Below are 26,937 nucleotides of genomic sequence, written 5' to 3'. Positions count from 1 at the left end.
TAACCTCCAAGTGAGGTTTCAGGCAACGTAAACTTTGTTGTAAGTTTACGGTGGCTATAGCAAGAGGGAAACGCCCGGTTCCATCCCGAACCCGGAAGCTAAGACTCTTTGCGCCGATGGTACTGCACTGGGGACGGTGTGGGAGAGTAGGTCGCCGCCGGTTTTTATCGGGATATTGAGGGGCTTTCACAATTATGTGAAAGCCCCTCTTTTTATTTAACGACAAGTCCATGAATTTTACGACTTGGTACTCCTGTGGAAAGAATGACAGTTTTCTATAAAAGCCTCTATAACGTTTATTCTTGGGAGATAACTCAGCTAGGCTATTATCCGTAAAATACTATGAAAGAGAGTATCTCTAGTGTCTAAAGAAGATTCTAAAAACTCTGTTGATCCACGCGAACGTGCTCGCCAGATCGCTGCTAAGCAAGCAAAGCTTGGTGCACGTTCTAATAAGCGTTGGATGCAAGCAACCATCGCTTTGGTTGTTGTTGCGATTATCGCTATTGTGGCAACAATCTTTATCACAACGAAGAAAAACACCATTGAGGATGCAGGGCCTGTACCAGAATCAGCTAATAAATATGGTGGTATTGTTCTGACTGCTGACGGCATTAAGAAAGGGGCTTCTGATGAGCCTACACGCGATATCAAGAGCCTTTATAGTGCAACAGCATCGCATCAAGCGACAGAAGGGGCGAAAGAAACACCTTTGCCTCTAGGCGTACAGACTCCTGAGGAAGCTGCACACAACGGGAAACCCGTACGTGTAACCATCTTCCAAGATTATAACTGTGTTCACTGCGCTGAGTTTGAAAAAGCTTATGGTGATGAAATAGAAAAACTGGTTAAAGAGGGAAAGATTACTCTTGAAATTCGTAATCTAACTTTCCTTGATGGGGAGTATGCTGGTCAGTATTCTGCTCGTACAGCTGCTGCAGCTTATGCTGTTGCAAATCAGGTTTCACCAGAGAAATTCTTGGAATATCAGAAAGAGATTTTCTCGCATCAGGGTAAAGTCATGAAGAACGCTGAGATTATTGATATCGCTAAAAAATATGGTGCTGATATCAAGGACGATATGGATAACAATAAATGGCGTTCTCTTGTGAATGTTGTGACACCTGAGTCTTCTAATAACGGTGTTTCTGGTACTCCTACGGTTTATGCTGACGGACAACAGTACACTTCTAATGACTTCACAACATGGATTAACGGCATTATTGAAGCTAAACAGAAGTCTGAGTAGTCTCTAACCTTCTAAGACGTTATAGCCGTTTGTAGAGCTTTAAAAAGCGTTTCGCTCATGAGTCTTTTTAGGCATGTGAGCGAAACGCTTTTTTGTGATGTGTTTCCTGTCTTTTAGGTCTTGCTGAAGATGCATATTATCTAAAGTTCAGGTACACTAGTTGAGTGCCTTAGCGCATATGCCTCCTTAGCTCAGCTGGCCAGAGCACCTGTCTTGTAAACAGGGGGTCACCGGTTCGAATCCGGTAGGGGGCTCCACTTATGAGTGCAAACGGTAATACGTTGTTCTAGGAATAAAATTATCTGGGCACTTGTTTTTTCAAAATTTTTGAGAAAACAAGTGCCCATTTTTTATGTACCCGGTTCACTGGTATGGCATAGGATAAGTTTCAGCCCCTGAGGCTACTTCTGTCTTTAAGATGAATTTGTCGTCCGTGCCAGTGGTTGATAAGCCAACGATCGTGACTTGCGATAATGAGTGTTCCCTTCCACATTCTCAGAGCCTTTTCGAGTGCTTGCATGGTGTCTAAATCAAGGTAGTTAGTCGGTTCATCCATTATCAGTATTGAGGGATTCTGCGCTAGTACGATAGCGAGTTGAGCACGTCGTTGATTTCCCGCAGATAAGTCTGGAATGGGCGTGGCCCACATAGAAGGGTGCAGAATTCCTTGACCTAGCTCACCGACACCCTGTTGCCAAAGTCTATTGTTAAATCCGGTATCTCCTTCACTCGGGAGGTTTTGGGGAACAATGCCAATCGAATCATCACGTGAAACTGAGCCGTTTGTTTCTGCTCCTATGGGTGGGTTTCCTGTTGCAATCCAGTTAAGTAACGTGCTTTTACCGGTGCCGTTTCTTCCGGTGATAAGGAGGTGTTCTCCCGCCGATAAATCCATGTCTATTGGTAGAAGTCGGTTAACAATGGATGCCTGCCTAACGGAAACAACAATCCCCGAGCTTGGCTGACCTTGGTATGGAGGGAACTGTAACTTGTAGCTACGAGGTTTGTGGACTTCTTCCTCTTTTAGACGGTTCAACCGAACTTCGTCGCTTCTCATGCGATTAGATGATGTTGCTGAAGCCCTATCAGCAAAAAACTTTTTAGCTACCCCGGTTGCAGTATTGAGGCGAGTTCCGCCGCGAGCAATTTTCATACTTTCGTGACGGTGCTCTTGAAGTTTGCGTTTTTGGGACTGCTGAGACGAATGGATTTGTGCATGTTTTTCTTGAGCAGTTTTCTTCGCGGTGAGGTAATCCGAATAGTTCCCTCGACTGCGGAAAAGACCGCTGGAATTATTTTCTCCCCGTGCTTTAGCTAACTCGCTCCATACTGCAATGTCAGTGTCATAAATGATGGTTGCTGTCTCTTCGATAAAAGCCCGATCATGACTTGATACAAGTACAGGACCATCCCACTGACGAATGGTATCTGAGAGGAAGCTAACTGCGTCTGCATCTAAATGGTTCGTTGGCTCATCGAGAATAAGGGCGTTGGGACGAAGGACGAGTAACGCCGCTAACCGTAATCGAGCGAGTTGCCCAGGAGAGAGCGTATTGAGGCTACGTTCCATTAGGGATGCACCGACTATGTTTAGTCCAAGACCAGTGAGAGTCTCTGCTAGCCGAGAGTCTAATGACCATACATCTCGTGCAGTCATTTCAGCAAGAACATGGTCGTATTCGGTTTCTAATGTACTGTCACCTTCAGATAACGAAGCCAATATCTGATTAAAACGTGCCGATAAATCTCTGACGGGTGCAAATGCGGTATCAAAGTAGTCGTTGACTTGACCTACGAAATGATTGGGGTCGGGCACAAAATGTTGTGATGGGGTGGGGACTACCTGCCCTGAAGTAGGTGATAATTCTCCAGAAACGACTTTAAGTAGTGTTGTCTTTCCGCTGCCATTGGGGCCAATAATAAATACTCGTTCGCTTTCAGCAACGTGAAGATTTACGCGATTAAGTATTTGGCGAGATCCGTAAGAAAATGAGACGGTGTTAAGAGTAATAGAGGGCATAGCAATCTCCGTGACGTAGAAAAATTGAGGTTACGTCTCAGCGGGGCTGAGTGGAAATTACATCTTCATTTCTATTATGCACTCCTTGAAAAATGATGCTACAAGTAGGCATCGAACGTATGCCATTATAGGTGGAACTCGCATTGAATACCACCCCAATGAAGTACTCAGAGATTATCTATGATAGTTATGTTTGGGCAGTTCACCTCAATCTTTGTTGTGTTAAATAGCTTTGATGTGCACCTCAAGTATTTATTGAAAAAATAAGATGAATAATCCTTGTGTATTTTCTTGTGTACATCCTTGGTAATGTGGTTCTACCTGCTTCTACCTGGTTCTCAGGGCTATATGAAAATATCTATGCTTATCGGTGCTCGATCGATAAAAATGGTATGTGTATGGTTATTCCGACGAATAGGCTGATATAAGGGGAGGAGAAAATACAATGTTCACGACAACAGGCGGTAATAAAGCTTTGACCGTTGTTTTACTGGTTGTGCTGATGCTTTGGTCTACGTATTTGGCGAGTTTTCATGCTCCTCATTCTATTTTTGCTGTTGTTTCTTTTGTCCTTCTACTGATGTTCTACCTCTACTGGGTCTTGAGAGAGCGGATCTTTCTGACGGTTATGAGTCTTCTGCCTCTTTACTGTATAACCGGAATGTCGATGTTATTCAGGTGTGTTGGAGAGAATAATAGTGTTCTGATTCTCCTCGCAGATATTCTGGCTATTGTTGCGCTTGTATCGATGTCTTTGCTTCTGTATAAGAAGTCTTCTACTCGCAATCCATAACTTTGGGTGCTGTTTTTTTGGTTAGAATCAACACTCGTGAAGTGCCTAGATAGTTTAATCTTGGGGTGATTTTCTGCTGTTGAGCTTTTGCTGGAAAGCTCATATTTTGTATTAATGTCATGACTTTAATACTTTTTAATAAAGGTTGTTTTTACCTCTTATAAATGCAAGATTTAGGGACTTATTTACCCTAAGTTTTTATGCGACACACCGAGGTTTTCTTGTATGTTTCTATGAAACAGCTTGAGTTAAGGTATAAAAATTTTTTTTATGGATTTTTATTTTTGCATAAAAAGTTTTCCCATGTGAAAGTATTGTTTTTATGGCTTGGTGACAATATGTAACTTAGTGGGAAAAAAGTAAGTACGAGTTAGTATTGTGTGGCGTAACACAGAGGGCTATCCTTATGTGTAGATGGAAAACGCCCGAGTACCATCACGGGCAACACACTAGACATTTATTGGAGGAGTAGACCTTATGAAGGCACTCGTTTACCACGGTCCCGGCAAGCGTAACTGGGAAGAAGTACCAAGCCCCACCATCTTGGAGCCAACCGACGTTATTGCTCGTGTTGACACCACTACTATTTGCGGTACCGACCTCCACATTCTTAAAGGCGATGTTCCTGAAGTTGAAGAGGGTCGTATTCTTGGACACGAAGCTATTGGTACCATTACCGAGGTTGGCGAAGCTGTAACCGACCTTAAAGTTGGCGACCGCATCATCATTCCTGCTGTTACTAACTGTGGTAAGTGCTCCTACTGTAAGGCAAATCAGCCAGCACACTGCCAGACTGTTGGTGGCGTCGGCTGGATTTTTGGTTACATGATTGACGGTACTCAAGCTGAGTATGTTCGTGTGCCTTACGCAGAAACCTCTGTGCACCTCGTACCTGAGGGTCTAGACGACGAAGACGTCCTCTTCCTTACTGACGCTCTACCTACCGGTTTCGAGATTGGTATCCTCAACGGTAACACCAAGCCTGGTGACACCGTTGCGGTTATCGGTGCAGGCCCTGTCGGTCTCGGTGCAATTATGACCGCAAACCTCTGTGGTGCAGGTCGTGTCATCACCGTTGACATGGACGAGAACCGTATGGATAAAGCTCTCGAGCTCGGTGCAACCGATAAGGTTAACGCATCTGATCCTGACGCAATCGAAAAGATTAAGGCTCTCTCTAACGATGGCCTTGGTGTGGACGTTGCAATTGAGGCAGTTGGTATCCCTGCAACCTTCCAGACTTGCATGGACATCGTTCGCCCCTTCGGCTCTATCGCAAACGCTGGTGTTCACGGTAAGCCTGTGGAGCTTCCTATCAATAAGATGTGGATTTCTAACGTCTCCATCAATATGGGTCTCGTAAGCTGCAACACTGTTGGTAACCTCTTGAACATGGTGAAGTCAGGTCGCCTCAATGCACGCGCAATGGCAACCCACCACTTCACCTTCGATGAATTCGAAGAAGCATACGAGCTCTTTGCGAACGCTGCTAAGCACGACGCTGTAAAGGTTGTTATCTCCCGTGAGAAGAAAGCATAACTAGCTTCTTGCGTTCTACGCTGAAACCTTTAACGGTTGGATAAAAAAGGTGTGTTGCCTCAATCTTTTTTGGGGTAACATACCTTTTTTGTGTGTAGGAACAATGTGTATGAAAAAATTAAGCCGTTAATCTCACACTGTAAATTTCATGCATGTAATTTATCGGGCTTGAGTGCTGTTTTGAGAGGTAGAAATAATGGATAAAATAATCTTAAAACAGTTTTGACAAGCAAAAATGTGAAGTTGTGGTAGACTTATGTATGGCTTGAAGGCGCACTTGCTGTCATTTTTTGAGGCTCAAGTACTCCGATGAAGCGCTGAGTTTCTAGGAATCTTGCACTCTTAAAGGTGGTTTTAGGTTGCATAAAAGCCAGTATTTACATAGTATTTAAGGCTGTCGCATTGGTGGCAACACCTCTCGACACCTTGAACTATTCACCGTTATTCCGCGGCGGGGATTTAGCTTGTTTTCTCACCCAAGCTGAGTCTCATACACTCCAGCCCGGCGAATAACCCGGTGCTCTACCTTGGTGACGGGACGCTCATACAACTTGCACTTGTGCTAAGTATGTACCGCCTGCGCACCGTCATTACGTCAACAAATGGAGGAGAAAACTATGGCAGCAAACTGCCAGGTGACCGGAGCTGTTCCCGGCTTTGGACACAGCATTTCCCACTCGCATCGTCGCAACAAGCGTCGTTTCGATCCGAACATTCAGAAGAAGCGTTACTGGGTGCCTTCACTGCGCCGCAACGTAACCCTCAACGTGTCCGCTAAGGGCATCAAAGTTATTGATGCTCGTGGTATTGATGCTGTTGTTGCAGAAATGATTGCACGCGGGGAGAAGATTTAATTATGGCTTCAAAGACCAAGGACGTACGTCCTATTATCAAGCTTAAGTCCACTGCGGGTACCGGATACACCTACGTAACCCGCAAAAACCGTCGTAACAACCCCGACCGTATGACCCTTAAGAAATACGATCCCGTTGTTCGTAAGCACGTAGAATTCCGAGAGGAGCGATAAGACATGGCTAAGAAGTCCAAAATCGCTCGTAACGAACAGCGCAAAGAAATCGTTGCACGTTACGCAGAAAAGCGCCTAGCGCTCAAAAAGACCCTAGTCGACGAAAACGCTACTCCAGAAGAGCGCGAAGCTGCTCGTCTCGGATTGCAGAAGCTTCCTCGTAACGCTTCTCCAGTACGTGTTCGTAACCGTGACCAGATTGACGGTCGCCCCCGTGGCACTTTCCAAAAATTTGGCATTTCTCGCGTCCGTTTCCGTGAAATGGCACACCGCGGCGAATTGCCCGGTATCACCAAGTCAAGCTGGTAAGGTTTGGCTAGTAACGATTTAGCTACTGAAGCTAATCGCTAGATAAACATAAAGTCTCAGGAGGGGCAACTATGGCTAAGAACCGCAGCGAACTCGTCGCAGAGGTTGCAGAGAAAGCTGGCACCAGCCAGGCAGCTGTAAACGGTGTGCTAGACGCACTATTCCAGGTATTTGAGAAATCTGTCGCCAAAGGCGAAAAGATTACCATTCCTGGTTGGATGGCTATTGAGCGCACTGACCGCGCTGCACGCACCGGTCGCAACCCACAGACTGGGGAAACTATTCAGATTCCTGCTGGTCATGGTGTTAAGCTGACCGCTGGTTCCAAGCTGAAGGCAGCAGTCTCCAACAAGAAATAAAAACTTGTCAAAGACTTACAAAAGAGGTTGTTTCATCGAAAGATGAAGCAACCTCTTCTGTATCTCTACGGTGTATAGATGTTTCAGTAACCTCAAGAGGACGAAACCTCAGATACACTAGAAAAAGTATTGGATACACAGGAGAGGAGCCACAACGGATGACACACACATCCCTCGACCGCTCGTCTTCTGAACGTACTGAACAACTACTGCGTGCATGGTGTACCGCACTAACCTCCACCTCAGTAGGAGCCCTTGCCCACGGTATTGCAGGAGGCGGTCTGCCTCACCCCATTATCTGGTTTCTCTGCACCGCGCTGACAGCATTAGCCTGTTTGCCGTTTAGTACGTATCGCATATCAAAATATCTCTTAGCCGGAGCAATACTCCTTGGACAAGGATTATTGCATCTCATGCTTGCATATAGCGGGACGTCACTGACCGATACACACAGCCATCATCATGGAGCTCAACGGCTCAACTTTAGCTTGCATTTAGAGACTACTACTCACCACGCGCATCATGGGAATATGCCGCTGATGGTGCTTTTTCACATCGGTGCGGCAGCAATAACTTTTGGCATGTTCTGCTATGGACAAGAAACGATTCGTCGTTGTCTCAACGCCCTAAGCCTTCGCCTGACAGAACTGTTCTGGACTCCACCGGTACACATTCACCTTCCCCGAACATACCATGTGCCAATCTACTTTTTTGAGCAGACGCTCCATACCCTGCTACTTCTTCTTACACAGCCTCGACGAGGCCCACCTCTATTGCGTTGTTCTTTCCATAACTAAACAACACAATAGAAGGAATATATATGAAGACAGCACCATCTCGTGCACTCCATAAAACACTAATCTCTGCTCTATACGCACTATTAGTGTTAGGTTTGAGCGCCTTAGCCATAACTCCAGCTCAAGCCCATGACCAACTTATTTCTACGGTTCCTGCCGATGGAGAAACCCTTAACCAGCTACCTGACAAAATCACCCTCAAATATAGTGGGAATATTTTAGATGTCGATGGAGCTAACCAAGTACGAGTAACAACCTCGACGGGGGAATCTATCGCTAGCGAATCTCCAGAAATTTCAGGAAAAGATGTCTCGACGACACTTTCAGGAGACAAAAAAGCTAACGAAACATACACCGTTACGTGGCGAGTAGTTTCTGAAGATGGACATCCCATTCAAGGAAAATATGAGTTCGTCGTCGGTGAAGGTGCACCGAAAACATCGGCTACAGAGGCAACAGCAACTCACGAAGCTTCAACCGAAAAACAGGATGCGCCAGAAACCTCTTTGATCGAGAAAAATAAAGGCATTATCTTTTCTCTCGCAACATTAGCTACGGTAGCCGCCGTTATCGTTCTCCTTCTTAAGAAGCGACGTTCTTCTTAACTCATCTTCTCTATCGTCCAAACGTTCCTAAAAGCGTTTTATTATATTTTTTTTTGAGGAATACTCATGTTTAAGATTTCTACACCCAAAACTACTGTCCTATTGAGCTCTGTCGCTATTGGTGCGCTTGTCCTTACGGGCTGCGGAGCACAAGATACCTCAAACCATCATTCTCAAAGCTCGGCTACTCCCACATCTTCTGCAGATGCTAGCAGTACTGCTACGACACCTACAGAAACTACAACGAATGCCTCTGCGCAAAGTAGTGCACTGGTCTTTTCTGATACTTGGGTTAAAGCTACAAAAGGTGGTATGACCGCGTTCTTCGGGAAAGTAAAAAACACGACGGATCAGCCCATCACCATTGTTTCTGCGACGAGCTCTATCTCTGATGATACGCAACTGCATACTACAGAGAAGGACCCCGCTACCGGCTCAACGATGATGAAACAAGTGACAAGTTTTACCATCAACCCCGGAGAAGATTTTGTCTTTGAACCAGGCGGAAACCACATTATGGCAGTGGGAATGAAATGTTCCCTACCTGCAGGACTTCGTGCAAATGTCACCCTCAAAACCGAAGACGGTCAAGAGTTTGGTTTTGAAGCAGTCGCTCGCGACTACTCTGGAGCAAAAGAAGAGTATGCTCCTAGCAAGGAACATACTCCCGCAGAAGGTGAACACTCCCACGAACAGGGAGACTCCCACGAACAGGGAGACTCCCACGAACAGGGAGACTCCCACGAAGGAATGCACCATATGGACGGCATGTCTGAGGATGGAGATAACTCCCAGGGAATGCTGCCACAATGTGCACAATAATATCCACTACATCTAAGACGATGACAGCGTCTTAGAAAACCTCCACCTTGAGGAAACCGATGAGTGATTCTGAGCAGACCCCCGCACACATTTCTGACAAAGAAACAAGACCAGCACCAACACGTAGACACCTCGTCGCAGGTGCCCTTGGCGCAGGTATAGGAGCTCTTGCAACAGAAACAATCCATAGGATGTCCCCCGAAACCCACCAAGAAACAACAAAAGAACAAAAAGTTGCACCTCTTCAGGAATCGAGAACATCCTTTTACGGGGCACGGCAAGCTGGAATAGACACACCAGCACCAGCAATTGGGCATTTTATCGCTATCGACTTAAACGACGACACCGACGCCCAACAGCTAAGCCGTCTGCTCAGAATCCTCACCGATGACGCCGCGCAACTAACTCAAGGACACGCCCCAATCGTTGACCAAGAACCAGAACTCGCAGAAACTCCAGCGTCACTAACCATCACTTTTGGATTCGGCGAAAAAATCTTCGAGATAGCAAACCCCCGCCAAAAACCACCATGGCTCAAACCACTACCACCCTTCGCGCAAATCGACCAGCTACAAGAACGCTGGAGTGACGGCGACCTCCTCATTCAAATCTGCGCCGACGACAGAATGACCGTCGCCCACGCGCAACGAATGCTACTCAAAGACACCCGAACTTTTGGAACTATCCGATGGGTACAAGAAGGATTCCGCCATGCGTACGGATCCCAAAAACCCGGGCAGACCATGCGAAACCTCTTTGGGCAAGTCGACGGAACCGTCAACCCCACAACATCAGATAACAGTATGGAACAAGTCGTATGGGGAAAACACCCTAAGACTCCCGCATGGGAAGAGAACGGAACCTCTATCGTCATCCGACGTATCCATATGAACCTAGACACCTGGGACGAAGCAGACAGAATTGCACGTGAAGACGCCGTTGGCAGAAAGCTAAGCAACGGAGCACCTCTTACCGGAGAAAAAGAATACGACATACCCGACCTCTCGGCAACAGACCACCTCGGATTTAACGTCATCGCACCCTACGCACACATACGTAGAGCAAGCCCACAAGAACCCCAAGAACGTATCCTCCGACGAGGATACAACTACGACCTTCCTGTAACAGACGCATCAGGCTTTTCACGACATGGAGAAACTACCGGAGGCATCTCCCAAAGCGGACTAATCTTCGCCTCATACCAGAGTGACCCCACACAACAATTCGTTCCCATCCAAAAACGCTTAGCACAACTCGACATGCTGAACACCTGGACGGTACCCATCGGATCAGCAGTATTTGCGATTCCCGCCGGATGCCAAGAAAATGGATTTATCGGAGAAAACCTCTTCAAACCCTCCCAGCCATAACAAACCCACACATCACACCACAACACAGGAACAACCAGCACATGGCGCAGCGACGACTTACGCAACAAAAAACACCTCAAGAGAAGACCCCACACCTTATCAAGGCACTCTCTTACGGGGGAGTAAGCCGCCAATGGATTTGGGCATTTCCCATATCAGCCCTGCTGCTACTTATCCTGTCATTACTCGTTACCGGCGAAAGCAACGCAACTGCTCTTGTCGATGCTGGAGCCTTTGTCCGCTGGGGGCTACCTATCGTTGAAGTCCTTCATAACTTCGCCATGATGGCAACAATGGGCGCTCTTATCTTTGCTATAGGCATCATCCCACGATTTACAGACTCCACTCTGAACGTAAAGACCTACCGAAAAAACTCCACCCAATGTCAAAAACAAAGAGCAGAATACCCTCCCTTCACTTCACTGCTTAACTTCGCCTCAGCACTATCAGTCACTTGGACACTCACCGCTATAGCAGTGCTAGTGCTTACCTACTCCGACATCTCAGGAAGACCACTAACCTCTGCAAGCTCTTACGCATCAGAACTCATCAGCTATATCACCGATATTGACGCAGGAAAAGAACAAGCTACAACAGTCATTGTTGCAGCCACTGTCTCAACGCTCATCTTCGCAGTACGTTCACTACTAGGATTACTTATCACCTGGGGTATTTCACTAATAGCCATTGTCGATATGGCATTAGGCGGACACTCTTCTGGAGGTGCAGACCATATGGGAGCAGTCAATTCCCTCGGACTCCACCTTTTAGGAGCCATCAGCTGGTGCGGAGGGTTAATTGCGCTCGCCTACATCTCCCAGCAAATTAGCACACCAGAAGCGGGCACCGGCACCACTGTAGAACAAGACCGAGGTACTAATACTACTCTGAACCGTCGTGCGCCAATGGCAATTGTGGTCCTCAGAAGGTACTCTGCAGTAGCACTCTTCGGCTTTATTCTTATTCTTCTATCGGGAATTATTAACGCTGCTGTGCGTATGAATAATATTTCTGAACTATTCACCACGGCCTATGGCAATATAATTCTCACAAAATTTATTCTGACCATGATGCTAGGTGTCATAGGCGCAGCCCACCGACTTTACCTCATACCTGCTATGTCTCGGGGGAAGATTCGCCCCCTTATCGGTATCTGGCGTGCAATTATTGCTGAAATTATAATTATGGGTGGAGCTAGCGGACTAGCCGTATCACTCTCTCGAACAGCCCCACCCGTTCCAGAAACTCTTGCAACAGACGCCCCACCTGTACGCATTATCACCTGGTACGACATGCCACCAGAACCCTCTCTCACTCACTGGGTTACACAATGGCGCTTTGACTGGTTATGGGTATTCCTCATCTGCTGTGCAGGATACTTTTACCTATGGGCCTACTATCGTGTCAAAAAAGCTGGTGGAACATGGCCAATCATGCGAACCGTCTCATGGATAGTTGGACTCTTCGCACTGAACTACATCACATCCGGTGCCCTAGCCATTTATGGGCGAGTACTCTTCTCCGCACACATGGTAGAACACATGTCGCTGACCATGATTGTTCCCATTTTTCTCGTCCTTGGAGCACCTATCACACTCGTCTTGAAGGCTTTAGAACCTCGTCAAGATGGAACACGAGGCCCACGAGAATGGATTTTGAGGATTATTCACTCTCGATGGTCCAAAATCGTTACAAATCCCATTTTTGCAGCCGTAAACTTCGCCGGATCTATTGTCATCGTCTACTTCACACCATTACTCAATTTCGTGCTCTCCTACCACGTAGGTCACGAGTTGATGATTATCCATTTCTTAATGACCGGATACATTTTCTCTCTCGTGCTCATCGGCATCGACCCTATTCCGTATCGTCCTGCCTACCCCATGCGGCTTATCCTCCTCATCGCAACGTTGGGATACCACGCATTTGTTGGTATTGCCATGATGAATATGGAAACACTACTTGCTGCATCCTGGTTCGGAAACCTCGGAAGAGAATGGGGACTATCCGCCATCGACGACCAAAAACTTGGTGGATCCCTGATGTGGGGGATAGGTGAATTGCCTACCATGCTCATCGCTGTAGCTGTCGGTATTCAATGGGCAGCATCCGATAAAAAAGTCGCCAAACGACTAGACCGCCAAGCTGATCGAGACGGCGACGCAGAGCTCAAAGCCTACAACGAAATGTTCGAAAAACTCAATGAAGAAAACTCAACATTAAAATAACAGCTAACGAGGTATACGAACAGAACGCACCCATCCAAAGAACACCACCACAACTGCCACACCAGTAGAGATAAGAACCTCATAACGGTGCTCTACACTCGCACCCATGAACAGCAAAAGAGCAACTAACACGACAATAAGCGCCCAGTTAAGATAGGGGAAAGCCCACATCTTAAGCACTTCTGTATGAGCCGTCACATCAACACCCTCTGCCAAAAGAATACGGCGAGAACGAAGATGAGACACCGCAATAAAAAGCCACACAAAAATACCAGTAGCGCCGGTCGTATTCACCAAAAAACTAAAAACAGCATCCGGCATAAAATAATTCAAAAGAACTGAAGCAATACCAATACAGGACGAGAAAATAACTGCAGTCCACGGGCTACCCACAGAAGAAACCCCACTAAAAAATCTCGGAGCGTCCCCACGCGAAGCCATCGCAAAAAGCATACGAGAAGAGCTGTATAGGGAAGCATTCAAACATGATATAAGAGCCGTAAGAACCACAATATTCATTGCAACTGCAGCATACGGAACACCAAAACTCTCAAAAACCGTCACAAAAGGTGAAACGCCCGAAACGATAGACGTCCACGGAACAACACACAACGTCACCGCAACAGCACCAATATAAAAAATAAGAATACGCAGCAATACCGCATTTACAGCCTTTACCACAGACTCCCGAGGATGCGTTGACTCACCAGCGGCGATGGTAACAATCTCAGCGCCAAACATCGAAAAAATCACGGCAAGAAGCGCACTAAAAACAGCACCCACACCATGCGGGAAAAACCCACCATGACCGATCAACTGAAAAAGGCCCGCAGAAGAATGAGGGATAACACCAACAAGTGCCAACACACCCAGCACAATTAACAGCCCTAAAGCAAAAACCTTAACAGAAGAAAACCAAAACTCAGATTCCCCATAAACACGAACTGATACAAGGTTCAAAAGCATCAACACGAGAACAAGAACGCCAGCAACAGCCCACTGCTCAAAAGCTGGGAACCACCCAGAAATAATCGTGGCAGCAGCTGTCGCCTCAATAGCAACCGTGACAGCCCAAAACCACCAATACAACCATCCCACGGTAAAACCGGCCCAAGCACCAATAAAACGATGAGCATACGCAGAAAAAGAACCAGTCTGCGGAGAAGCTGAAGACAACTCACCCAACATACGCATCACCAGAGTCAAAATCACTCCGGCTAAAATATAAGAAAGAATCACGGCAGGGCCAGCAACCGTAATAGCAGTAGAAGACGCCACCAAAAGACCTGCACCAATAGCCCCTCCCAACGCAATCATCGAAAGATGACGAGGACTCAACGCCTTCGTCAACGAACGGTCAGAATGGGAAGCTAACTCCATAGAACTCTCACCATCATGAGACATAGCGAAACTGCTACTTTCTACTAAAACGCAAATGCAAACACAAACCCGCACATAAAACCATCAGGAAAGCGTTTTTACCGCTACATAGACTACTCCGACAAGGGGAAATAACAAAAATAAAAGAGAACAGAGCGTATATGACACAACATCACAAAATATGACGGTCTATAACAAGCACTATCTCAAACAAAGAAATACTTTCAGACAAAAATGCATCCTAAGATAGTGTAAACACACCAATGACCCCATATCGATACGAAAGACTACCTCTAATGAACAATACAATACGCTCACACAAGGTACGCGCTAGCGAATTAACCGGACGCGGATGGCTCAACACCGGAGGCAAAGACATCAACTTACAAAGCCTCCGCGGGAAAATTGTCATTCTCGATTTCTGGACACTGTGTTGTATCAACTGCCTACACGTCCTCGATGAGCTACGTCCCCTTGAAGAACAGTACGGCGACGTCCTCGTCACTATCGGCGTGCACTCCCCAAAATTTGAACACGAAGCAGATCCTAAAGCCCTCGAAGCAGCTATCGACCGATACGACATCACACACCCCGTCCTCGACGACCCAAAACTAAGCACCTGGCAATCCTATACCGCACGAGCCTGGCCCACACTCGTCGTTATTGACCCCGAAGGATACATCGTGGCGCACCTCTCCGGGGAAGGACACGTTCAAGGGCTCACCTCACTCGTCGAAGAACTCATCCAAGAACACAAAGAATCCGGTACTTTACGCTACGGCGACAGCCCCTACGTCCCACGTCCCAAACCACAAGGCATCCTAGCCTTCCCCGGAAAAGCTATCGAACTACCCGCCGAATACTCCGAGGAAAACATCACCACCTACCTTGTCACCGACAGCGCACGCCACCGACTCGTACAACTCAACCCCGACCTCGAAACAGCGCAACGCACCATCGGAACAACACAACGAGGATGGAAAGACGGAAACAGCGATGAAGCACTCTTCAACGAGCCACAAGGTCTATGCCTCGTACCTGAAGAACTCCGCGAAACACTCGGATACGACATCCTCATCGCAGACACCGTCAACCACCGTATCCGCGCCCTCAACTGGAAAACCCAACGCATCACAACCATCGCTGGTAACGGCGTACAACGCCTCATCGACGGCGAAAAAGCACGCTCAAAAGACCACAACCACATCCCAGAAAACCTCAACCCAACCGACGTTGCACTCTCCTCACCCTGGGACATCACATGGTCACACCAAGCACAAGAATTCATCATCGCCATGGCCGGAACACAACAACTCTTCAGCTACAACCCACACACCAATAAAATCCGTGTATTCGCCGGAACAGGAGCTGAAGGACTCAAAGACGGAACAGCACAAGAAAGCTGGTTCGCCCAACCCTCCGGGCTGACAGAAGACCATCAAGGTAACATCTGGGTTGCAGACTCAGAAACCTCCGCACTTCGTCTCATCCGCTTCGAAAACAACACCCCACACATAGAAACAGCCATAGGCGTTGGACTTTTCGACTTCGGATACGTTGACGGACACAGCACCACATCACGACTACAACACCCCCTCGGGCTCACCGCCCTACCCGACGGATCAATAGCTATCGCTGACACCTACAATGGTGCCATCCGCCGATACCAACCCGAAACACAAGAAGTAACAACGCTCATCCGCGACCTAGACGAACCCTCAGACGTCCTCATAGAACATACAGACACCGGCGCTCGCCTGATCGTAGTAGAAGCTAACGCACACCAACTCATCCGCATCAATATCCCTGAAAATACACAAAAAATTGATGAAGGATCATCACAAACAGCACGCCCAGCGACCTCCCTCAAAGGGGAGAGCCTGCAACTGGTAGCCCGTTTTAGTGCGCCAACGGGACAAAAACTTGATTACCGTTGGGGAGACCCCACCCAATTACAGGTATCATCGACGCCTGAAGAATTCATCCTTTCAGGAGCCGGAACATCCCAAGGACTACAACGTTCGTTAACTCTCAACCCACAAATTAGTAATGCGGTACTACATATTACTGCTCGAGCTGCTGCTTGTGATGGGGAAGAAGGACAAGAAATTCCTGAACACGCAGCTTGTCACCTCTACCAACAAGACTGGGGTATTCCTGTAGTAGTTGATGGAGTTGGAGAAGAAATATTAACTCTTGACTTACGAGGTATAAACTCCTAAGAAAAAGGTTTTAGGCACATCATTGTCTTGATGTACCTAAAACCTTTTTCATAAAATGTAGACCTAAAAACGAGGTCGCACAACTACTTCATGGTCTGATACATCTAAATCAGCAGAAAAAGTAAAAGGAACATCTTCTTTTACTTTGTGCTGTTGACCCGTATAAAGATTAAGCTCGGTAAACGAAATTTGAGCTATTCCTGAAGATGAAGGCAACACCCACTGTCCCTCATCATTAATAACGGCCTTAGTCGTAGGGTATTTCTTAATAGTCCATGAGACATTTCCTTGAACACGTCCCGTAAAATCATATTCAAAAGGACAATTTACGGGAAATAGAGAATTCTTTGACGCACACTCATTCAAATCTGCTGAAACCTGTGACGTAATAGAATTCTGGGCGTTCTCACTCGGTACAAGACGTAAAACTACTGTTGTTTCATGAGGATCATTCCCCTTGATAAGAACTTTTTGCTGTTCAGCCGAATACAAGGACGACTCATAAGTTACTGAAAAAACACCAGGGTAAAGAACCGCGAAATTCTGAGATGCTGAATCAACACCCACCTTCACCCCATTAATACTTGCACTGTGCACTGCTGGTGCTTGCAATTTAATGGTAGGAAGAGTTTGAGGGTCGATATGCCATTGGTCAAAGACGCCCCAATGAGAGCCCACCTTTGTGAGATGAAAACTACTGCGATATGTTGAACCATCAACAACGTACTCGACATCTACCTGTGCTTTAGAACCCCCATCAGTAATAGCACTACCAATAATTGAAAAATTTTTAATCTCTGATACAGAATTTTTTAATGCTTTACCATCAAGTAAGGTCCCATCAGCATCAGGAATGTGAGCATCAAGAATACCCAAAGCATGGTCTCCTTTGCCACGTTCAAGAGCCTGAAAATACTGATGTACTTGCCCTTCTGGTGCGTACACTAACCGGTTAATAAGGGTCAAAGAAATCAATGCCAGAGCTATTGCACAGAACATTCCAATAACCCAAAAAGCTAAGATACGATCAACAGAAGAACGAAAACGCATACCACTAATGTAGCCCAGAAAATCAGTGTGAGAGAACTCAGCAAAGAACACAGAAAAAGAAGCGCCTGTGTAGAGAAGAAACTAATAAGATGAACCTATGGCAGAACATATCCATCAGGTCCCTGAAAAATACGGCGAAATTCTTGCAACCTATCATCCGCGTATCAGTTCATACCATCGTCGTCTGATAGCAGCAGTTCCTCCATCACTTGTCATTATTGCTATCGGTCTACTACTTGCGCGTCGACGCCTTGCCCTGCCTTACACCGTTATTCTTGTGTTTGTTGTCTTAGCCGCAGCACTGTCCGTGTACTCATTTCTGAAACCAACTATTGCAGTGCGCACGAAAACACATTTTCTGATGGGGCGAACCTTCGGGTGGAGAACCATTGAGCTCAACGAAATTCACCAAACAATTTTTGCTGAACGTCTCATCGGAAAAAAATCGGTGCACAAAGCCCAAAAAGGTCTTAAAAGTTTAGGGCACCGTGGAGTACCAGCACTCTGGGCTACTAACGCACAGAAAAAAAGAATCTTCCGCATGGACGGAAGAATCTGGGACAAAAAAACGATGAAAAAGATTAGTGGCGATATCTCGCCACAAACCGTGATGTACCCGAACATCAACGTTTTGCAGATGAATAAACAACACCCCGGTCTTGTGAGCTTTAACGAATTACACCCCCAGTGGCGTTCCACCTTAGCCATTATCGTGTATTTATTGCTGCTGTCTCTCGTCGTTTCTGCAAACTTTCTGCCCACAGAAGTTCTTGAAGAGATACATCTTCTCTAAAAGAAACGAAGACTTACCTCATAAAAATGATGGTGGTGTTTTCCTCTCTAACGAAAACACCACCATCATCTTTTAAGCTGAAGGAACAGCTAGTACTGCGACGAGAAACGAAGCATCAGACGTATAAGGATATAAATCCCACGTCGAGAAAAGCTGAGAAATTTCTAGTCCCGCTTCTTGAACATCAGAGAAAAAATCTTCAAAAGAATAGCCACGGCCAGCACCAAAACCGATAACAGCTCGACCTGACGTACCCAGAACGGTAGCGAATCCGCGAAGTACCTGAACACGTGTAGACGGTGCAAGAAAAGTCATCACATTTCCGGCGCAGACAATCATGTCAAAAGGTTGAGGTGCTTCAATATCTTGCTGAGAATAACCTAACACTTCAGCTGTATCCGCCAAATCTGCGGTAATCCACTGCGCTTCAGGGCATACCCGTTGGGCCTCAGCTATTAATTCAGAATCAATATCAATACCAATAACCTGATGGCCTTGCTTCTGTAAATAAGAACCGATACGTCCGGGACCAGCACCAGCATCTAAAATACGAGAACCGCGAGCACACATCGCATCAATCAGACGGGCCTCACCTAAAATATCAGCGCCTTGCTCTTGCATCGTCTTAAAACGTTGAATATACCACTGAGAATGACCAGGATTTTGCTCTTTCTTAATCTGCCACAACGACTTATCACGCATGATATTGACCTAACCTATATATAAAGAATGCCGGTACGTACAACGTTACCGGCATTCTTTAAAACTGTCTAAGAATCTTTTTCTGCGACAGATTCCAAAACATCATCTGTTGCAGACACAGCCTCATCTTCTTCGGTAGGTTCAGTAAGCTGAGCAATGATATCTGCAAAGAACTGTTCAATATCTTGTTGCCCGCGAACAGGCCCACCCGCGACAAGACCATCAGCACCCAACGCAACCGCCATCGGAGAACCCCAACCAAAAGCTGGCTGGAACTGGTGCTGCGGATCAACCAACGGCTCAAAAGTATCTGAAAGGCCCAGATAAGGAATCAAATCATGCTCCGAGACAATAGGATGAATCTTCACTAATGGAAGAAGCTGCTCTTGCCAGCCGTCTATTTGCTCTAATAGACCTTGGCACGGGCCACAACCGGGAGACACCCACAACAAAATACGTGCCTGTGAAGAAGCAAATTCTCGTACGTTAACCTGGAAACCATCACTATTTTCTAATGTTCCAAAAGGAATAGGCAAACGAATGTACTCAGCTTCAACACCGTCATACTCTTGAAGATAGCTCTCAAGAGCAGAAGGATCTTCGAGAGAATCAGATCTCCCTACCGTAGGCGATGCAGGAACAGTTTCAGAACGATAAATAAACCACAGTGTTGACGACAAAACTACAGCTGAGAAAATCCATAGCCAGCCTTCGCTGTTCAGAGAGAAAAACTGAACCAACGCAGAATGACCGGTTTGGACAGCACCAACCAAAGCTCCCATCGCCGCACCAAAAAGTGCAGTATTTCGGCCAAGCGTAAATACGGAGATAGGTGCTTGCGAGCTAGAACCAAAACACTGACACGAAGCAGTATTTCCTGTGACTACCGCACGAGCGATAACAACCCAATACACCGCAAAAAGAATAACTGCGACAAAGGCCCCCAAAGCCCCGATAGGCCCAGGAACTACAAGAATCCACGCCGCAAGAAATAACTCAACCCAAGGAAGAGTCTTTGCGATGAATTTTAAAGGAAGCCAACTATCTAACTTGAGATTGACTAGAGCAGTTGCGGTACTTTGGGGCTCTTTTGCCTTAGCAATACCACTAATAACAAGAACGGCAACAACCGTTAACGAACAAAGAACAAGGGGAGTCACGGATATTTCCCTAAAGATAGAGCGAATGAAGAAAACTAACTGTCTTTAAGACTAACCGCACATGTCTGAATAACCCTAGAAATACGACAAAAAACCTGAGCAAACCTAGAAAACAAGAGAGAATAAAGCTAAAAAATAAGCCCCTTTGAGGTAGAAGCTACTCAACATATAGGAGCAATAAAAAATTTTCAGAACCAAAAAATCTTGACAATTAGGTTAGACTAATCTTAGTATCCTTGAATACCGACTAGGGTTTTGCCCCAGAAACCCAGACTAGGGAATAACACATTGACAGCTTCGCTTCGCGAAAATACATCTAAAAATATTCTGATAAGAGCAATAGCAGTACTCTTTGCCACTCTCATCCTCTTATCATCATCGCCTACACAACTTCTTGCAGCACCGACACAGAACAGCTCAACACGCAATAGTGCAACAGAGCAAACTCTGCCAATCTGTGAAAAAGGTGCGACCAACCCAGACGGAACACAACGCAACCACCAAGACTACGCGTTGTGCATGGCAGCAGAAATTAACCAAGCCATCGCCGCCTACAAAAACAAGGATTACAACAAAACCTTAGAAGATATCGGCGAAGCATACTTTGGGTGGTATGAAAATTCGCTAGAGCCAGCCTCCATGACGCTATCGGGAAACCGAAAAGTCAAAATGGAAGGCCGCTTCACTCGCGTAAAACTAGCTATCAAAGCTGACCCCGGAAACCCCGACGTTATTCAACAACTAGAAATCATCAAAACCGCGGTGGCACGAGATGCCATGGTACTTGACGGAGTAGCACCAGCAGATTCTTCTGAATCCATCGGCAACAAACTACTTGAAGCGCAACACGTAGAAAAAGCGGATCCAACCGTACAACGATGGGTAGACTTCAGCACCGCAATGACCTTATTGCTACGTGAGGGGCTCGAAGCACTCCTCGTCGTTGTTGCGATTGTGCTTTACCTCGTCAAAAGTGGCAATAAAAACCTCGTCAAATACGTGTACTTCGGTGTTGCTGCAGCTATCGCTCTATCCTTCCTGCTCGCCTGGGGACTTTCTGAACTGCTCGGTGGAGCAGGACAAGCATCAGAACTACTCGAAGGCATCACCATGTTCCTCGCGGTAGGTATGCTCTTCTACGTTTCTAACTGGATGCTTTCAAAATCCTCCGGAAAAAACTGGTCACAATACATCAACGGAATGGTGAAAACCTCCGTATCATCAGGAGCGGCAAAAGCTCTCGTCTTTGCAGCCTTCCTTGCTGTCATTCGAGAAGGGGCAGAACTCGTCTTGTTCTACACCGCATCCTTCTCCGGCGGAAAAAGCGACCCTCTCTGGATAGCTTTGGGGTTCGTGGCTGGTGTTGCACTCCTCGCAATCATCTTCCTTATCTTCCGCTTTGGAGGAGCAAAACTACCAGTACGCCCCATCTTCATGGGAACTTCCATCATGCTCTTTATTATGTGTATCTCCTTCGTTGGAAAAGGTGTACAAGAACTTAAAGAAGCAAACGTCATCCTTGGAAGCACTAACCTGCCATGGATGGAATACTACATTCCAGAACTAGGAATATACCCCCAAGCAGAAACACTGCTACCACAAATTATTCTCTTCGTTGCTAGCGTGTGGATTATCTTGTCCCATACCCTACGAGAGCGCCGTGAACGCCGCGAAGCAGAACAAGAACAACAGTCCTTAGCCAAAAGCTAAAGACCACACAAAAACTTCACCCATTGAGGTGTAAAAAGAGGAAAACCCTCGACACAATAAATATCCTCACCATACAGGTACGGATATTCATTGCGACATAAATATCTAAGGAGAAACTCCATGGAACTAGGTAAGAAGACCCTCGTTACCTTGGCATCACTTGCTATCGCGACGACCGCGCTAGCAGGCTGCACCAAGAACGAAGAATCAAAAACTGCAGATGAAGCAAAAGCAACCGCCAGCGTCAGTGCAGAAGCTAAAGCTAGTGACGAAGCAGCTGCACCTGAAGAAGAAGCAGAAGGCGCAGTAGCAGCCAACAAACGTCCCGACGAATGTGGATTGCAGGAACAAGCCGGACCAGAAGCTGACTTTGGACCTTTCATCGGTGCAATCCACTTCTTCCAGCCAGGTCAAATGTTCGACAACCCCAAGTCAACCATGAAAATGCTTGACTACAAAGACTCACAAATGCACCTTGAGTTCGACCTCAAAGCAACAGAGTTCGCAACCAACTGGGGATACTCCGTCGACGAAACCCCTGCTGACCTACACCTCATGTACAAACTCGATAACAGTGAAGGCAAAACTGTTGCAAGCGGCATGATGATGGAAATGAACGCAATCGATGGTTCACACTACGGCACCAACCTGCCAAAGGACTCCATCACCGAACCTGGCGACTACACCCTCACCGTCACCATCTACGCACCCAACAACTACGACCTACATCAGGACTACATCACTGGTGTACCTGCACGCGGCTGGTTCAAACCACTCACCGCTGTGATGCCATGGAAGATCACTCAGGAAAACCTCGACATCGTCAAGAAAAATACTGTGGAGAACTTCATGGAACCATCTGACGCATGTAAAGACTACCCCGTCAAGATGTTCGAAGATCCAGCAGCTCAAAAAGCAATGGAAAAAGCAGAATCTGAAACTGCTGTTCCTATGAACATGTAAGCTAACCAATAGCTAACAGACGGGGCGCCCTCAAGAAAAGTCTTGAGGGCGCCCCACCCGTTTAATATCAGAAATTATTAAATACCAGTAGTGCGGTGAATCCAATTACGCTCAGGAGCAGAAATAGACATAAACGAATTAGACTTTGACTTAGGCCAATAAGCGACAGTCACACCAGAAAGCACTCCGTTGCACACAAGAGACCCTCCAGAATCACCTGTTACGAGGAAGCCACCGCGGTCGTTATAACCACGAAGCTGCGCTGAATTAGAGTTCTTAATAGAAGTACTCGCATAACGAATCTTCATCTTCAAACCTCGCTGACGCTGAGCATAAGAACTCTCAGAATCAATATTGTCCTCCCACAAGCCGTAACCATACGCCGTGCAACGAGCATTTTTAAGATCTTCTGCGGTACCACCGTCACGCAAACGATAAGTTGCCACACGAGCCTGAGCTAAACCTGGTACATGCACCAACGCCATATCCTTATTTTCGTCCGGATGGGTGACGATTCTGTCGATACCAGAATTTGGGCCGGTGTACTGATCCTCTGGAAGGTTCCAGTTAATACGAGGATTTCCCCAAACAACACGACTTGACCATGTGTTGACACCAATATCATCCACACAATGTTTTGCGGTGAGCACCCATCCATCACCAATATGGCTACCGCTACACAATAAGTCTGGTGCTTTATAGCCATAAGCCCATAGCCGAACAGTTGCACTCTGATTAGAATTGAACCCTCCAACTACTGCATGAGCAGGTGCTGCTACTGGTGCCACGAGAACAGCACTCAGTGCAGCTGCCGCAAGGAAACGTAATTTCTTGAACCTAGCCATAACATATTCCTATCTTCTTCATTGACACGCATAGTGCGGTCTTCCCCTCGACGTTGAGGCGTAACCTAAACCGCAAATAATTGTGATACGCACAACCAAATATGCGTTGTCGTTGATAAGGAATATCATAAAACGCCAGAACAAAAAACTCTGTCCCCATAAGGGTATACATTATTCACTAATGGTACTTTTAGCGCGCTAAACCGCGAATATAATGACGAAGAAAAAAGTTCTGCGCTGTCACTGACCTGTCATATATCCACAGATAGCCATAACCTTCTTTCCAATACACTCTTCTCATTGTAGGTTTAATGAAAAATTAAGTTTGTCTTTGAACTTAGACTACTAACTCCCTTATGAAACAGGTGCTCTTATGTCGTTTAAAAGCTGGTTGCTTCGTTCTAGCGTAGTGCTATGTATCAGTTCCCTACTATGCGGATGCTCTACTCAAGAACCGGTATCTGAAAAAGATAAGATGAACTCGCCTTCAGCTTCCATGACGGCAAGTGTTAGCGCGTCAGCTTCTTCTTCAGCTGGTACTTCATCTACGTCAGAATCCGAAAATGCTTCTACATCACCTGATGATGTTAACGAGTCTGGTCTGACAGCAGAGGAACAAAAGAAAGTTGATGCTGGTGAGTATGTTGCGGCTTCTGTAAAGCATCGTGCGTTTAATGTGCCGAAGCCTGTTTTTCCTGAGGCTGCTCGTGAAGAGACTTTAGAAGGTGCTGAGGCGTTTATTCGGTATTGGGTTGATTTGCGTAATTATGCTTCGAGTACGGGGGATGTGGATGATATTTCTCGTATTACTGCGCCGGATAATGAACGTGAACAGAATTTCTATAACAGCTTGAAAAAAGCTTACCCAGCCGGTCAATGGGTTGTCGGACTTACTATGAAAGTTGATTTTGAGGATAACGATTTTGTTTTGGGTGAAGACGGTTTCTATCGTTTCTTAGTGCGACCTTCGGTGAGTTCTTCGGAAGCTTGTAAAGGAACGGACGATTGCAGCTCAGAGGGTCCAGATGCTTTTAGAGGCAGGCTTGGAACTATTGTTTTGTACTACTCACAGGGGGCTTGGGTATTTGGTGAGTTGTTAGGTGTAGAAGGTATTAACTATGAGGAATAGTAAAGTAGTAATTCTTATCTGCTTGTTAATGAGTTTAACCTTTGTAGAGCCTTCTGCTATTGCTGATGAAAGAATTATTACAGAAGGATACGGTAATACAATTAACACAAAAATTACAGTATCTGCTGCAGAAGACTCACGCCGAAAGGCTCATCCTCAAGCTCCGCCGAATACGTATATCACTGCTACCGGTATTCCCATTATCGCTAATTCGTCGGGTGGGCAGAGTGCGATTTCATATGCTGGTCCGCAGATAGAGTATCGTCTTGTTCGCTATTGTGACGGTAAGAAACGTTGTGTGCCTCCTCGTTGCGGGCTTTTTGCTGATGATGTTGCGCATCGGGTTCAATCTTCTTCTGGCAATGGTTGGTCAGATACTGGTAAAACATGGTGCCCGTCTCGTGGTTCTCGCCCAGCAGGAGGCGCACCAGACCCATCTGGTGCTGATAATACCGAAGCCGAGTCGGACTCTGACGTCATTGAATTTCCGGTGTTTTCTGGTGAAGATTTTGAACGATTAGTTCTTGACGCGCCCGAGATTGTTGTTGAACCGGGCGCTGATACTTTGGTGAACTACCATACAAACTTTATGGTCAAAGCTCACCCTCAAGATTTTGATGTGGAGGTTCTTGGGTTTCCTGTAAAAGTTCGTGCCGTGCCCGTGGGTTATGTATTTGATTATGGTGATGGTACATCTTCGGGTGTGCTTAGCTCACCTGGGAAAGTTCTAGGTGATGGAGTATGGGATGAGCAAACACCAACAAGTCATCAGTATTCTTCTACCGGTAATGTGCAGGTGAATGTTTCTGTCGTGTATTCGGGGGAGTACTCCGTGGGAGACGGTGGGGTATGGCTACCTGTTTCTGGTGTGAACGTTGTACAAGGCTCCGCCGATGTCGCTATATGGTCTGTGCGTTCTGACCTCGTAGATCGATAAACTTGATGACAAGAAGTCGTATTTCACCTCTCATGTTCTAGTAAAGAAAAAAGTGAAAGTTAAAACGTTAGTATTCTTTTCTTTCTAACTGGATAACACGATCATGCTGGTGCGCAAAAATATTATCGTGAGTTACTGTTATGACTGAGGCGCCAAAATCATGAGCTGCGCCAAATAATAAATCGATAATCTTTGATTTATTCTTGTCATCTAGTGAAGCAGTGGGTTCATCAGCCAAAATAACCTGTGGGCTCATAATAATCGCTCTAGCAAAGACAGCTCGAGCTCTTTCACCTCCGGAACATTCAAGAGGTTTTTTCGTGAGGATATTGGATATTCCAAGTGCTCCGGTAATATCCTCAAATCTTTGCTGTTCTTTTTGCCCTCGGCTTTGAGAATATATGAGTGGAAGTTTTATATTATCCTCAACACTTAAAGAAGTAATGAGAGCTGATTCTTGTAAAGCAAATCCAATATTTTTATTTCTTAACTTTGCTAACTCTCTATCAGAAAGTTTTTGCGTAGATTTCCCGAATAGTGTATAAGTGCCAGAGTATGAGGTGTCGATAAGGCCCAATATATTGAGTAACGTGCTTTTCCCTGAGCCGGACTCTCCAACAACAGCAACTTTTTCTCCTTGCTCAACAGCGAGGGAAAAATTTTGAAGAAGAGTTATTTTTTGGCTTTTAGCACAATAAACTTTCTCATCCAGATATAAATCTAATATATTGTTCATTCTATAACTCCTATGGAAATAGGGATTTTCTGTATTTTCCACATGGTAATATTTGTGACTATTATTATCAGTAAAATATTAAAAATAAATGCTGAAAGTATCCCAATCCAATCCATCGTGAGTAAACCTAAAAATCCGTACGTAACAAGATAAGATTTTTTACCTATCCAAAAATCGTATCTTAAATATAAA

General features: G+C 46.0%; 25 protein-coding genes, 1 tRNA gene and 1 rRNA gene. 20 read left to right on the top strand and 7 right to left on the bottom strand.

The window, feature by feature from the left end; all coding sequences use genetic code 11:
* The first annotated feature begins 46 nt into the window (after positions 1-46).
* From rrf to ACN08X_RS08315, 3 genes are all read left to right on the top strand, one after another.
* A 5S ribosomal RNA gene (rrf, locus tag ACN08X_RS08325) occupies positions 47-163 on the top strand.
* Positions 164-361: 198 nt separating this feature from the next.
* Positions 362-1,249 carry a DsbA family protein gene (locus ACN08X_RS08320; protein ID WP_419108467.1) on the top strand — a complete coding sequence of 296 codons (888 nt, stop codon included), beginning with the start codon at positions 362-364 and terminating at the stop codon, positions 1,247-1,249.
* A 180-nt stretch (positions 1,250-1,429) separates the two neighbouring features.
* Positions 1,430-1,506 (top strand) — tRNA-Thr (locus ACN08X_RS08315).
* Positions 1,507-1,637: 131 nt separating this feature from the next.
* Here the strand turns inward: ACN08X_RS08315 and ACN08X_RS08310 are convergent.
* Positions 1,638-3,269, bottom strand: coding sequence for an ABC-F family ATP-binding cassette domain-containing protein (locus ACN08X_RS08310; protein ID WP_419108466.1), 1,632 nt, complete (start codon positions 3,267-3,269; stop codon positions 1,638-1,640).
* 445 nt (positions 3,270-3,714) lie between these two features.
* Here ACN08X_RS08310 and ACN08X_RS08305 point away from each other — a divergent pair, with 445 nt between their 5' ends.
* The 11 genes from ACN08X_RS08305 (at position 3,715) to ACN08X_RS08255 (ending at position 13,118) form a co-directional block, all read left to right on the top strand.
* Positions 3,715-4,062 (top strand): hypothetical protein, encoded by a 348-nt coding sequence (locus ACN08X_RS08305; protein WP_419102424.1) that lies wholly within the window; start codon positions 3,715-3,717, stop codon positions 4,060-4,062.
* Between the two features lie 477 nt (positions 4,063-4,539).
* Positions 4,540-5,601, top strand: coding sequence for a zinc-dependent alcohol dehydrogenase family protein (locus tag ACN08X_RS08300; RefSeq protein ID WP_419108465.1), 1,062 nt, complete (start codon positions 4,540-4,542; stop codon positions 5,599-5,601).
* 617 nt (positions 5,602-6,218) lie between these two features.
* Positions 6,219-6,455 (top strand): 50S ribosomal protein L28, encoded by a 237-nt coding sequence (rpmB, locus tag ACN08X_RS08295; RefSeq protein ID WP_419102422.1) that lies wholly within the window; start codon positions 6,219-6,221, stop codon positions 6,453-6,455.
* Positions 6,456-6,457: 2 nt separating this feature from the next.
* Positions 6,458-6,628 carry a 50S ribosomal protein L33 gene (rpmG, locus tag ACN08X_RS08290; protein WP_145175751.1) on the top strand — a complete coding sequence of 57 codons (171 nt, stop codon included), beginning with the start codon at positions 6,458-6,460 and terminating at the stop codon, positions 6,626-6,628.
* Positions 6,629-6,631: 3 nt separating this feature from the next.
* On the top strand, positions 6,632-6,937 hold the full coding sequence (rpsN, locus tag ACN08X_RS08285) for a 30S ribosomal protein S14 (protein WP_419102421.1): 306 nt from the start codon (positions 6,632-6,634) through the stop codon (positions 6,935-6,937).
* A 71-nt stretch (positions 6,938-7,008) separates the two neighbouring features.
* Complete coding sequence (locus ACN08X_RS08280; RefSeq protein WP_419102420.1) at positions 7,009-7,296, top strand: HU family DNA-binding protein; 288 nt, start codon at positions 7,009-7,011, stop codon at positions 7,294-7,296.
* Between the two features lie 158 nt (positions 7,297-7,454).
* The gene (locus ACN08X_RS08275; RefSeq protein ID WP_419108464.1) at positions 7,455-8,093 is read left to right on the top strand and encodes a hypothetical protein; all 639 of its coding nucleotides are present in this window, start codon (positions 7,455-7,457) and stop codon (positions 8,091-8,093) included.
* Positions 8,094-8,116: 23 nt separating this feature from the next.
* Positions 8,117-8,698 carry a copper resistance CopC family protein gene (locus ACN08X_RS08270; protein ID WP_419108463.1) on the top strand — a complete coding sequence of 194 codons (582 nt, stop codon included), beginning with the start codon at positions 8,117-8,119 and terminating at the stop codon, positions 8,696-8,698.
* 66 nt (positions 8,699-8,764) lie between these two features.
* Complete coding sequence (locus ACN08X_RS08265; protein ID WP_419108462.1) at positions 8,765-9,520, top strand: copper chaperone PCu(A)C; 756 nt, start codon at positions 8,765-8,767, stop codon at positions 9,518-9,520.
* Between the two features lie 59 nt (positions 9,521-9,579).
* Complete coding sequence (locus ACN08X_RS08260) at positions 9,580-10,890, top strand: Dyp-type peroxidase (RefSeq protein WP_419108461.1); 1,311 nt, start codon at positions 9,580-9,582, stop codon at positions 10,888-10,890.
* Positions 10,891-10,931: 41 nt separating this feature from the next.
* A complete protein-coding gene (locus ACN08X_RS08255) occupies positions 10,932-13,118 on the top strand; it encodes a cytochrome c oxidase assembly protein (protein ID WP_419108460.1) in 2,187 nt (728 codons plus the stop codon).
* 3 nt (positions 13,119-13,121) lie between these two features.
* Here ACN08X_RS08255 and ACN08X_RS08250 read toward each other — a convergent pair whose 3' ends face one another.
* On the bottom strand, positions 13,122-14,522 hold the full coding sequence (locus tag ACN08X_RS08250) for an amino acid permease (RefSeq protein WP_419108459.1): 1,401 nt from the start codon (positions 14,520-14,522) through the stop codon (positions 13,122-13,124).
* Positions 14,523-14,794: 272 nt separating this feature from the next.
* Between ACN08X_RS08250 and ACN08X_RS08245 the strand changes: the two genes are divergently transcribed.
* Entirely contained in the window at positions 14,795-16,720 is a 1,926-nt protein-coding gene (locus ACN08X_RS08245; protein WP_419108458.1) for an NHL domain-containing thioredoxin family protein, read from the top strand.
* A 63-nt stretch (positions 16,721-16,783) separates the two neighbouring features.
* On the opposite strand, the gene ACN08X_RS08240 is transcribed toward ACN08X_RS08245, so the two are convergent.
* A complete protein-coding gene (locus tag ACN08X_RS08240; RefSeq protein WP_419108457.1) occupies positions 16,784-17,770 on the bottom strand; it encodes a hypothetical protein in 987 nt (328 codons plus the stop codon).
* 97 nt (positions 17,771-17,867) lie between these two features.
* On the opposite strand from ACN08X_RS08240, the gene ACN08X_RS08235 reads away from it, so the two are divergent.
* The gene (locus ACN08X_RS08235) at positions 17,868-18,563 is read left to right on the top strand and encodes a hypothetical protein (RefSeq protein ID WP_419102411.1); all 696 of its coding nucleotides are present in this window, start codon (positions 17,868-17,870) and stop codon (positions 18,561-18,563) included.
* A 72-nt stretch (positions 18,564-18,635) separates the two neighbouring features.
* Here ACN08X_RS08235 and ACN08X_RS08230 read toward each other — a convergent pair whose 3' ends face one another.
* Together ACN08X_RS08230 and ACN08X_RS08225 are read right to left on the bottom strand one after the other, a co-directional pair.
* The gene (locus ACN08X_RS08230) at positions 18,636-19,265 is read right to left on the bottom strand and encodes a class I SAM-dependent methyltransferase (RefSeq protein WP_419108456.1); all 630 of its coding nucleotides are present in this window, start codon (positions 19,263-19,265) and stop codon (positions 18,636-18,638) included.
* Positions 19,266-19,333: 68 nt separating this feature from the next.
* Positions 19,334-20,425, bottom strand: a complete 1,092-nt coding sequence (locus tag ACN08X_RS08225; RefSeq protein WP_419108455.1) for a MauE/DoxX family redox-associated membrane protein — start codon at positions 20,423-20,425, stop codon at positions 19,334-19,336.
* A gap of 288 nt (positions 20,426-20,713) precedes the next feature.
* On the opposite strand from ACN08X_RS08225, the gene ACN08X_RS08220 reads away from it, so the two are divergent.
* Both ACN08X_RS08220 and ACN08X_RS08215 read left to right on the top strand, forming a co-directional pair.
* Positions 20,714-22,135 (top strand): FTR1 family iron permease, encoded by a 1,422-nt coding sequence (locus ACN08X_RS08220; RefSeq protein ID WP_419108454.1) that lies wholly within the window; start codon positions 20,714-20,716, stop codon positions 22,133-22,135.
* A gap of 120 nt (positions 22,136-22,255) precedes the next feature.
* Positions 22,256-23,098, top strand: coding sequence for an iron transporter (locus ACN08X_RS08215; protein WP_419102407.1), 843 nt, complete (start codon positions 22,256-22,258; stop codon positions 23,096-23,098).
* Positions 23,099-23,175: 77 nt separating this feature from the next.
* Here the strand turns inward: ACN08X_RS08215 and ACN08X_RS08210 are convergent, their stop codons facing one another.
* On the bottom strand, positions 23,176-23,943 hold the full coding sequence (locus ACN08X_RS08210) for a trypsin-like serine protease (RefSeq protein ID WP_419102406.1): 768 nt from the start codon (positions 23,941-23,943) through the stop codon (positions 23,176-23,178).
* 475 nt (positions 23,944-24,418) lie between these two features.
* Between ACN08X_RS08210 and ACN08X_RS08205 the strand changes: the two genes are divergently transcribed.
* Complete coding sequence (locus ACN08X_RS08205; RefSeq protein WP_419108453.1) at positions 24,419-25,072, top strand: DUF6318 family protein; 654 nt, start codon at positions 24,419-24,421, stop codon at positions 25,070-25,072.
* Positions 25,062-26,009 carry a hypothetical protein gene (locus tag ACN08X_RS08200; protein WP_419108452.1) on the top strand — a complete coding sequence of 316 codons (948 nt, stop codon included), beginning with the start codon at positions 25,062-25,064 and terminating at the stop codon, positions 26,007-26,009. Before ACN08X_RS08205 ends, ACN08X_RS08200 begins: the two co-directional genes overlap by 11 nt.
* Positions 26,010-26,076: 67 nt before the next feature.
* On the opposite strand, the gene ACN08X_RS08195 is transcribed toward ACN08X_RS08200, so the two are convergent.
* On the bottom strand, positions 26,077-26,745 hold the full coding sequence (locus ACN08X_RS08195; protein WP_419108451.1) for an ABC transporter ATP-binding protein: 669 nt from the start codon (positions 26,743-26,745) through the stop codon (positions 26,077-26,079).
* Between the last annotated feature and the right edge of the window lie 192 nt (positions 26,746-26,937).

Origin of the sequence: Rothia sp. P6271, from assembly GCF_048512995.1 — a bacterium.
Taxonomy (GTDB): domain Bacteria; phylum Actinomycetota; class Actinomycetes; order Actinomycetales; family Micrococcaceae; genus Rothia.
The sequence above is the reverse complement of the archived record's forward strand: the minus strand, read 5'-3'. Positions and strand labels throughout refer to the sequence as shown.